8 protein-coding genes are annotated in these 9,253 nt (G+C 58.2%); 3 read left to right on the top strand and 5 right to left on the bottom strand.

The genetic code is table 11. From position 1 onward, the window contains the following. Positions 1 to 827: 827 nt before the first annotated feature. The 4 genes from B4F73_RS00815 to B4F73_RS00800 all read right to left on the bottom strand — a co-directional run bounded on the left by B4F73_RS00815 (position 828) and on the right by B4F73_RS00800 (position 6,572). On the bottom strand, positions 828 to 1,547 hold the full coding sequence (locus B4F73_RS00815) for a M23 family metallopeptidase (protein WP_290479126.1): 720 nt from the start codon (positions 1,545 to 1,547) through the stop codon (positions 828 to 830). A 117-nt stretch (positions 1,548 to 1,664) separates the two neighbouring features. Continuing rightward, the gene (gene topA, locus B4F73_RS00810; RefSeq protein WP_290479125.1) at positions 1,665 to 4,241 is read right to left on the bottom strand and encodes a type I DNA topoisomerase; all 2,577 of its coding nucleotides are present in this window, start codon (positions 4,239 to 4,241) and stop codon (positions 1,665 to 1,667) included. A 67-nt stretch (positions 4,242 to 4,308) separates the two neighbouring features. After that, the gene (gene lptG, locus B4F73_RS00805; RefSeq protein WP_290482287.1) at positions 4,309 to 5,430 is read right to left on the bottom strand and encodes an LPS export ABC transporter permease LptG; all 1,122 of its coding nucleotides are present in this window, start codon (positions 5,428 to 5,430) and stop codon (positions 4,309 to 4,311) included. After that, positions 5,430 to 6,572, bottom strand: a complete 1,143-nt coding sequence (locus tag B4F73_RS00800) for an LptF/LptG family permease (RefSeq protein WP_051607661.1) — start codon at positions 6,570 to 6,572, stop codon at positions 5,430 to 5,432. Before B4F73_RS00800 ends, lptG begins: the two co-directional genes overlap by 1 nt. A 116-nt stretch (positions 6,573 to 6,688) precedes the next feature. Here B4F73_RS00800 and B4F73_RS00795 point away from each other — a divergent pair, with 116 nt between their 5' ends. Then, positions 6,689 to 8,155 (top strand): leucyl aminopeptidase, encoded by a 1,467-nt coding sequence (locus B4F73_RS00795; protein ID WP_290482286.1) that lies wholly within the window; start codon positions 6,689 to 6,691, stop codon positions 8,153 to 8,155. Between the two features lie 3 nt (positions 8,156 to 8,158). Then, positions 8,159 to 8,632, top strand: coding sequence for a DNA polymerase III subunit chi (locus B4F73_RS00790; RefSeq protein WP_290482285.1), 474 nt, complete (start codon positions 8,159 to 8,161; stop codon positions 8,630 to 8,632). Between the two features lie 3 nt (positions 8,633 to 8,635). Here B4F73_RS00790 and B4F73_RS00785 read toward each other — a convergent pair whose 3' ends face one another. Continuing rightward, positions 8,636 to 8,971, bottom strand: a complete 336-nt coding sequence (locus B4F73_RS00785) for a zinc ribbon domain-containing protein YjdM (protein ID WP_290482284.1) — start codon at positions 8,969 to 8,971, stop codon at positions 8,636 to 8,638. A gap of 148 nt (positions 8,972 to 9,119) precedes the next feature. On the opposite strand from B4F73_RS00785, the gene B4F73_RS00780 reads away from it, so the two are divergent. Then, a partial coding sequence (locus B4F73_RS00780) for a nucleoside-diphosphate kinase (protein ID WP_290482288.1) occupies positions 9,120 to 9,253 on the top strand: 134 nt, incomplete at its 3' end.

The raw sequence follows: 9,253 nt of genomic DNA, 5'->3' as shown, positions 1-9,253 counted from the left end.
TCGAATGAAATCGAGCACTGTTTTCTTATCTGGGAAACTCATACCGCCCATATAGGGGGACTCGCAGAAAAATGCGCGGGGGTTTTATGCAGCCAGTCTAATCGGAAAAAAACGATCTTAATAATATACGAGCGCACGCCACAGCATTGTCGGTAGTGTCACCGAAAACTTCTTTTGTTTTTTCAAGCCTGCCAGTCCGTATATATACTTGGCATGCATAATTGTGCTCAGAGTGCTTATACGGTTCACTTACCTGAACCTGAATACAAGGCCATTCCGATGTATGCTCAGTATTCAAGGAATAAACCTCTGGAAATCGCTTCTACACTTCCGCTCACAATTCCCATATGCGTTTATAGCTGCTGAGTAGCAAGAGGCACGTGACGCTGGGTCGGGATGAATTCGGCAATAGGCCACTGCCGAATTATACCAAAAGTCGCAATCCTTTTCACAATGCAGGTAGTCAGGGGTGCCATAACCGAATCCCTGACCGTTATTTGTCCGCAGGTTTATTACGTCTTCGTTGAAGAACCTGTCCAACATATCATCGGTAGACCAACTGAAATCATCTTCTGGCGGTCAGTTGAGTCCCAAACATACAGTTTGCGACATAGCGGGTGCGGGTGTTGCGCAAAGAAGTAGCGATATAATTGTGGCGCGGATGAGTTGGCTAGGTTGCATGTTTCCCTCCAAATTTTGAATAATTTATCGGGGAAACGAAAAATAGTCTAAATAGAAATTTGAGAATGTTTTGTGATCATCCTAGATCATTCTCCGCTCCTGGCACGTAGGCTAGTGTGCAATTCTGCCTATCGAAGGCTGCATTATTACGGGGCTTCCGGCAGTGACATCACGTCTACGGGTGTAAGGGCGAAGGATCCGGCGTGTGCGCCCCATGTGCCGACCAGAACTTCATAGTGCAGGTGGCGCGGTATCAGGTAGCTGGCCGTATTCCCCATAGTACCAAGATATTGGCCGGTTGTGACCAGATCGCCTTCCCGCGTGTCTGCGAACCCTTCGAGATGCGCGTAGCGCGTAAACACGCCGCGGCCATGCTCCAGGACGATCATGTTGCCATAATCGCGTCGGTATCGCTGCCGGCGAATCTTGCCATCGGCGGCGGCAAATACGGGCACCGGATCCAGGCTGTAGAAGTCCAGGCCTTTGTGAAGGCCACCGTTCCGGGGGCCGAAGACGGATGACAGGCATCCGCCGCCGACTGGGGCGGTGGCAAGCCGTATATGGCCCTCCGCCAGCACAAAGCGCTTATAGTCGGTGACTACGAGGTCTTGATCGACATTCGCTCCAATGCTCGGCGCCATCCCCTTGCACGCCGTCAGCGTATCCAGAAACCCCGTCGGGCTTGGCGCAAGCGACATGAGCGTTGGCGGGATATCCGGGGCCGGAGACGGGCGCGGGATTTCCTCCAGATCGATCACTTCAGACGGTCGATCCAAGGCCGCAATCGTCTTGTCCAGTTCTTGGGCGATCAGAACCGAGGCGAGCGTAACCGCTCCCAAGAATGCCAATTTCTCTAAAACAGGCATGATGCAACCCCTAATTCCGCGAGGCAGGAACAGTAAACCATTGGCAGGCCAATCCCTCAACCGGAGGCCGACCGAAAGTGTTCCGGTGACCGTCGATTGAGCTCATTGCCTTATGGATTAATCCTTTTTTGCGGCGGGTGCTTTCTTCTTCGCCGGTGCCTTCTTCTTGGCAGGGGCTTTTTTCTTGGCGGGAGTCTTCTTGCCGCCCTTGGATGCCTTGGCGTTGATCAACTCGATGGCCTGTTCCAGCGTGACCGCATCCGGTGTCACATCCTTGGGCAGGGTCGCATTGGTCTTGCCATGCTTCACATATGGCCCATAGCGGCCTTCGAAGACTTCGATTGCGCCGCCATCCGGATGATCGCCGAGAGTTTTCAGAGCGGCGGCTCCGCCACGGGCTCCCTGTTTGGCGCGTTTGTCGGCGATCAGTGTAACGGCGTGGTTCAGACCGATGGTGAAGACATCGTTCGGATCCTTGAGGTTCGCATAGGTCTTGCCATGCTGAACATAGGGGCCGAAGCGACCGAAATTGGCAAGGATCGGTTCGTTGTCTTCCGGGTGTTTGCCGACTTCGCGGGGCAGCATCAGCAGTTCGACTGCACGGTCGAGCGTGATGTCCTGCGGGTTTTCCTTTTCGGCCTTGGTCAGCGAAGCACGCTTTGGCTTCTCGCCATTCGCCATTTCGACATAGGGACCGAACCGACCGGTCTTCAGATAGATCATCTCGCCGGTATCGGGATGAAGACCCAACTCGTTGCCGTCTGGATTGATCGCTGCGGCGGCGTCGCCATCTGCGCTGAACTGGCGGGTGAACTTGCACTCAGGATGGCGTGAACAGCCGACGAAAGCGCCAAAGCGGCCCAGCTTCATCGAAAGCTCGCCTTCCTTGCAGAGCGGGCACTGGCGCGGGTTCTCGATCGGATTGCCGTCCGCATCCTGGCGCGGGAACACATAGGCTCCGAGTTCCTCGTTGAGAACGTCCAGAACCGCTGAGACACGAAGGTCTTTCGTCTCGTCGATATCGGCGGCGAATTGCTGCCAGAATTCCTTCAGAAAGGCTTTCCAGTCGAGCTTGCCATCCGAGATAATGTCGAGCTTCTCTTCGAGCCCGGCGGTGAAATCATATTCCACATAGCGCCGGAAGAAGTTCTCAAGGAACGCCGTCACGAGGCGTCCCTTGTCCTCGGGGATCAGCTGTTTCTTCTCGATACGGACATAGTCGCGATCTTCCAGCGTGGAGAGGGTCGACGCATATGTAGACGGGCGGCCGATGCCGAGCTCTTCAAGCTTCTTGACCAGCGAGGCTTCCGTGAAGCGTGGTGGCGGTGTGGTGAAGTGCTGGCTGGCCTCGGCCTTCAGCAGGTCCGCATGCTGGCCTTCTTCCATCTTGGGCAGGCGATTTTCGTCATCGTCGCCATCATCGCCTTCATCGCGACCTTCGGTGTAGAGCTTGATATAGCCATCAAACACCAGGACCTGACCGGTCGAGCGCAGGACCGCGCGCTTGTCCTTGGAGGTCATGTCGATGGTGGTGCGCTCGAAGCGGGCGGTTTCCATTTGCGAGGCGACCGCGCGTCGCCAGATGAGCGTGTAGAGTTTCTTCAGGTCGCCATCGCCATGATAATCTTCCGGGCGAAGGTCGAAATTGGTCGGCCGGATGGCTTCGTGCGCTTCCTGGGCGTTCTTGGCCTTCGAAGAATAGCGGCGGGTCTTTTCCGGCAGGTAACGCGCGCCATAGTTCGACTGGATCATGGACCGGGCTGCCGCATAGGCTTCCTCGGCCATGTTTACGCCATCGGTACGCATGTATGTGATGCGACCTTCTTCGTACAGCTTCTGGGCGGCCTGCATCGTCCGCTTGGCGTTGAAGCCGATCTTGCGGGAGGCTTCCTGTTGCAGCGTGGACGTGATGAAGGGTGGGGGTGGATTGCGCTTGACCGGCTTGGCCTCAACCGAGGTGACGGAATAGCCGCCGATCTGGACAATTTCCAGCGCCTTGTCGGCGTCGCCCTTGTTGCCCAGCGTGAACTTTTTCAGCGTTTCGCCGTCGAGACTATAGAGGCGCGCTTCGAAGTCGGTGCCGTCTGGGGCGCGCAGGTTAGCCGCCACATTCCAGTACTCTTGCGGCCGGAACATCTCGATCTCGTTCTCGCGGTCGCAAACGATGCGCAGTGCCACAGACTGGACGCGGCCAGCCGACCGGCTACCCGGCAATTTGCGCCACAGGACCGGCGACAGGTTGAAGCCGACCAGATAGTCGAGTGCGCGGCGCGCCAGATAGGCATCGACCAGTTCGCCATCAATCTGGCGGGGATGTTCCATTGCGGTCGTGACTGCATTCTTGGTGATCGCGTTGAAGACGACACGCTCGACTGGCGTGTCCTTCTTCAGGGCGCGGCGCTTGCGCAAGGCTTCTACGAGGTGCCAGCTGATGGCTTCGCCTTCGCGATCGGGGTCGGTCGCGAGGATCAGCGTGTCGGCTTCTTTCAACGCCGCTGCGATCTCGGAGATACGCTTGGACGATTTGGAATCTGCCTCCCACACCATCGCGAAATCATCGTCCGGATCGACCGAACCATTCTTGGAGGGAAGGTCACGGATATGCCCGTAGGACGCCAGGACCTTATAGTCCTTGCCGAGATACTTGTTGATGGTTTTCGCCTTTGCGGGCGACTCGACGACGACAAGTTTCATGCGCTTACCTCTTTAAGGCGGCGAGAGATGGGGTCGGGAGACAGGCCCTGTCAAGGCCGGGTTGTGATTAGCCGTCTTCCCGATAGGCGATGAAGGTGAGCGTGCAGAACAGCACAAAGAGTGGCGGGCTCCATGCTGCGATCACGGGGGGCGCCGCACCTGTTGCCCCGAGGCTGGAAGAGAATTGAGTGAAGAAATACAGCCCGACCGCTGCGAGCGACCCAATGGCCAGAAGCTGTGAATTTCCACCCATTCGCTGCAGGCGCAGGCACACAACGGCGCCGATCAGCGCCATCGCCACAAACAGGGCCGGCAGGGCCATGAGCGCGTTGAGGCGCATCTTGTAGCGCGAAGCGTCCAGGCCGGCGGCTTGGGTCTGGCGAACGAAATGCGGCAATTGCCAGAAGCCAATCGTGTTGGGAGATGCAAATTTATCGAGCAGCGTCACCGCGTCCAGTGTCGTGGGGATGGCGAGATTTTCCTTGAACTCGGGTGGAGCGTTCGGAATATTTTCGATTACGCCTTCAAGCTGCCAGAAGCCATTGCGCAGAATCGCACTATCCGCGTCGATCCGGCGGGCAAAGGCGTAGTCATTGGTCGGTCGCCCATCTGCGTAGAGGCGCTCTTCCTGAATCATCTTCACATCCTGAAGATTCACCCCGCCTTCGGCGACGCGCTTGGCGTGAATGACAATCTGGTTGGTTTCGTCACCCTGGCGCAACCAGATGCCTGTATCGGAAACCGAAAGGGTCGGACGGCCTTCATTGAGCAGGCGGTCGCGCGTCTGCTCAAAGGACTCGGTCAGTTTCGCCGCAAACGGATTGAGCACCATCATTGTGAACAGGCCGAGGACCACGCCGAGGACCATGACCGGGGTCAGGAAGCGCCACGCCGAAATGCCGCTGGCGCGGATGATGGACAATTCCGACCGACGATTGAGCCGGGTGAAGGCCATCATGGAGGCGATCAGCAGCGCAAAGGGCAAGGTTTGTTCGACAATTTGCGGCAGTTTCATCAGGGACAGGTTGAGCGCGCCAAGAATGCTGAGGCGTACATCGCCGCCCACTGTGCGCAGTTGCTCGACCACATCGATCATGAGAATGGCCAGCAGGAGGATGCCCAGCACAAGGGCCAGTCCCATGAGGCATTCCTTCAGGATGTATCTCTGTATCTTGGAAAATAGAGGCATCAGCTGGTGGCTCCGGTCGGGTTCCGGAATAACTCAAGTGGTGGGCGATCGACCTTGCCGAGGTGGCGCCCTCTCGCAAAATAAATATAGCTGAGGATTGCAATGATGCCGAGCGGGACGAGCCATTGCAGCACATTGAGCGCCGGATCATTCGCGGCGGCCGATTGCAATACCAACTGCACAATCAGAACGCCGATGGCACCACCGGTCGCCCAGCCAATCCGCTTGCTGTAGCCCTTGCGGCTGAAATCCCCGCCGAGCACTGCAAAGATCGCCAGCAGCGTCATGACGATGTTCAGCAGGGGTGTGGTCAGGCGACTGTGCGCTTCCGCCAGCAGGGAGTCTATTTCCTTGAGTTCGAAATAATTGGTTCGGTCCACGAAGAACAATTCATAGAGATATTTGTCCGATGCCTTCAGGACGAGGTCTGAGTCCTCTTTCATGAAGTCAGTCAGATCGAACAAGTATTGGTCGAATTCCAGGATCGATAGCTGGTTGTTTGCGTCGAGCTGTTGGCTGGTCGCATCCCGCAGCAGGAGTGTTGGGCTGCCTTCGACTTCAATCAGCGCGGCGCTGCGCGCGAGAATGTCAGTGGGGTTCTCCGGATCGGTCATGTCGGAGATCAGCACGCCACGCAGTTCGCCGCCGGCCTGTTCCCGTGCATAGAAGGTCAGCCGGTCCCCATTGGAGGTAAACTGACCGGGCCGGATCAAGGCGGCAGCCAGATCGGCGCGCGCTGTCGCCACGGTTTCGCGCATGGCGCGTTGAGCGGCGGGCTGGACCCAGAGGTTCACGGTCAGGTGTGCGACGAGACAAAGCACGGCGAGCCGCATGATCGGTGAAGCGATCTGCCAGCGGGTCATGCCGGCGGCCTGCGCGACAACGATCTCGCTATCCTTGTGTATGCGGTTCAGCGACCAGACCGTTGCCACGAACAGGGCGAGCGGGGTCAGAAGCGCTATGATCTGCGGTGCGCCGAGCATGACAATATAGAAATAGGTGATCGCAGACTGGCGGTTTTCCAGAATCAAATCGGTGCGTGAAAGCCCTTGGGCCAGCAAGGCCAGCATGGCGAGCCCGCCAATGATGATGACCACAGCCTTCAGGACTTCGAAAAACAGGTATGTCTGGACTTTGGTCATAAGGCGATTAGCAGGCTTTTCGCAGAATCCTTCAGAAAGGGGTGATATTTCCCTAGCTAACGAGTTGCGCAACGCGCGTCGACGTTTAGTTTCCGCTGCAAATGGAGAATCCACACATGAAAATCACATTTGCTGAAAGTGCCAAGGCCGACATCATCGCCTTTCTGGTCGATGAAGACGGGGATCTTCCCGAAGCTGCGGCCGCGCTGAACGAAACCACGGGCGGTCTGTTGTTAGAAGCCATGGATGGCAGCCGGTTCAGTGGCAAGAAGGACCAGCAGGCCTTTATCGTTCTGCCCAAGGGCAGCGATGCTCGCCGTGCGGTGCTGATCGGTGCAGGCAAGAAGGACAAGCGCGATGCGCGCGTTCTCGAAGGCCTCGGTGCCAATCTTTACAAGTCCCATTCCAGCAGCGGTTTCAAATCTCTCGCGGTCCATGCTGGTTCTGCAGAAGATGCTGCGCGCATTGCGCTCGGTGCGAAGCTCGCCAGCTATCGCTTCGATACATATTTCACCAAGCTGAAAGATGACCAGAAGCCAAGCCTTGAAAGCGTGACACTGGTGGTCTCCGATGTGCCTGCGGCAGAAGCGGCATTCGTGCCGTTGAATGCGGGCGCCGAAGGCACCAAGCTTGCGCGCGATCTGGTCAACATGCCACCGAACGATCTCTATCCGGCCAGCTTTGCAGAGAAGTGCCGCGAGCTGGGCCAGTATGGTGTTCAGGTCGAAGTGCTCGGCGAAGCGGAGCTTGCCAAACTCGGCATGAATTCCATGCTTGGCGTCGGTCAGGGCAGCGTCAAGGAAAGCCAGCTCGGCGTGATGAAATGGATGGGCGGCGCCGAAGGCGAAGACCCGGTGATCCTGATCGGCAAGGGCGTGTGCTTCGACACGGGCGGCATCTCGTTGAAGCCCGGACCGGGTATGGAAGACATGCGCGGGGATATGGGCGGCGCAGCGGCTGTGACCGGTGCAATCCGCGCGCTGGCCGAGCGCAAAGCCAAGGTCAATGTGATCGGTCTCGTGGGTCTGGTTGAGAATATGCCGGATGGCGACGCGATCCGACCGGGCGACATTCTCAAGTCGGCTTCCGGACAGACCATCGAAGTCCAGAACACCGATGCTGAAGGCCGTCTCGTGCTTTGCGATGTGCTCTGGTATGCGCAGGAGCATTTCAAACCGAAGGCGATGGTGGATCTCGCCACGCTGACCGGTGCAATTGTAATCTCGCTGGGCCATCATCATGCGGGCCTGTTCACGGAGAGCGACGATCTGGCGAATGAGCTCTCCAAGGCTGGCCAGACCGAAGGGGAGCGCGTGTGGCGCCTGCCGCTCGGGCCAGAATATGACTCGCTGCTGAAGTCGAAATTTGCCGACATGCGCAATATTGGCGGCCGGGCCGCTGGCTCGATCACGGCGGCGCAATTCCTGAAGCGCTTCGTGAAAGAGGGCGTGAAATGGGCGCACCTCGATATTGCGGGCGTCGCCTGGGTTGAGGGTGAGAAGGCCGCGTTCGATGTGAGCTGGGCGTCCGGCTTCGGCCCGCGCCTGCTCGACCGCTGGATCGCGGACAATTACGAGAACTAGGTGATGTCAGAGGCGCCGAAGCCTGAATGGTGGTTCTACCATCTCTCCCGCACCACGCTGGAGCAGGCTGCGGCGCCGCTGATGCAGAAATGCCTTGATGTTGGTTGGCGGGTCCTTGCGGTCAGCCCGAGTGTCGAGCGCCGGGCGGCGCTAGATGCGAGCCTCTGGACTTTCGACGAGAAGACTTTCCTGCCGCATGGTCAGGCCGAGGCGCCGGGGCTTGATCCTGCGCGCCAGCCGATCCTGCTTGCAGGCAAGCCGGAGAATTTGAACCAGGCCGATGCGTTGTTCCTGATGGACGGGACGAAGGCGCCCGTCGATGCGCCCTATACGCGCTGCATGGTCATGTTCGATGATGGCGACACGGACACGCGCAATCTGGCCCGCCAGCAGTTCAAGGCGGCCAAGGATGCCGGGCTGGTGACCCGATATTTCCAGCAAACGCCGAGTGGCGGCTGGCAGGAAGCGGGGAAATAGGCGTCAGGCCTTTTTCACAAATTCCGATTTAAGGCCCATCTGGCCAATGCCGTCGATGCGGCAGTCGATATCGTGATCGCCGTCGACGAGACGGATATTCTTGACCTTGGTGCCGCGTTTGACGACTGAGGACGAGCCCTTGATCTTGAGGTCCTTGATGACCGTGACGGTGTCGCCGTCTGCGAGCGGGTTGCCGTTCGAGTCCTTGATGACTGGTGCGTCCGTTGCAGTTGTCGTGTCTGCGCTCCATTCATGGGCGCATTCCGGGCAGATCAGCAGCGCGCCGTCTTCATACGTGTATTCGGAATCGCAATTGGGGCAGGGAGGCAGCGCGCTCATGGGTCGGATCCTTGTCGAAATTCAGGCCCCAGCCCCTATGCCTCTCGGGCCGCCTGCGCAATAGCGGCCTTCGATGCTTGCCCCGCTGGGCCCGCCCCGCTATAGGCCGCGCCAGAACCCTTTTTTCCCTTTCAAGCAGGATGTCATCATGGCTGTTCAGCGCACTTTTTCCATCATCAAGCCGGACGCCACCGAGCGTAACCTGACCGGCGCCGTCAACGCCGTCATCGAGAAAGCCGGTCTCCGCATCATCGGCCAGCGCCGCATCCAGATGACGCAGGC

The organism is Hyphomonas sp. UBA3601, assembly GCF_002375605.1.
Classification (GTDB): Bacteria; Pseudomonadota; Alphaproteobacteria; order Caulobacterales; family Hyphomonadaceae; genus Hyphomonas.
Note: the sequence above shows the minus strand (reverse complement) of the source record. Positions and strands in the feature narration are given on the sequence as shown.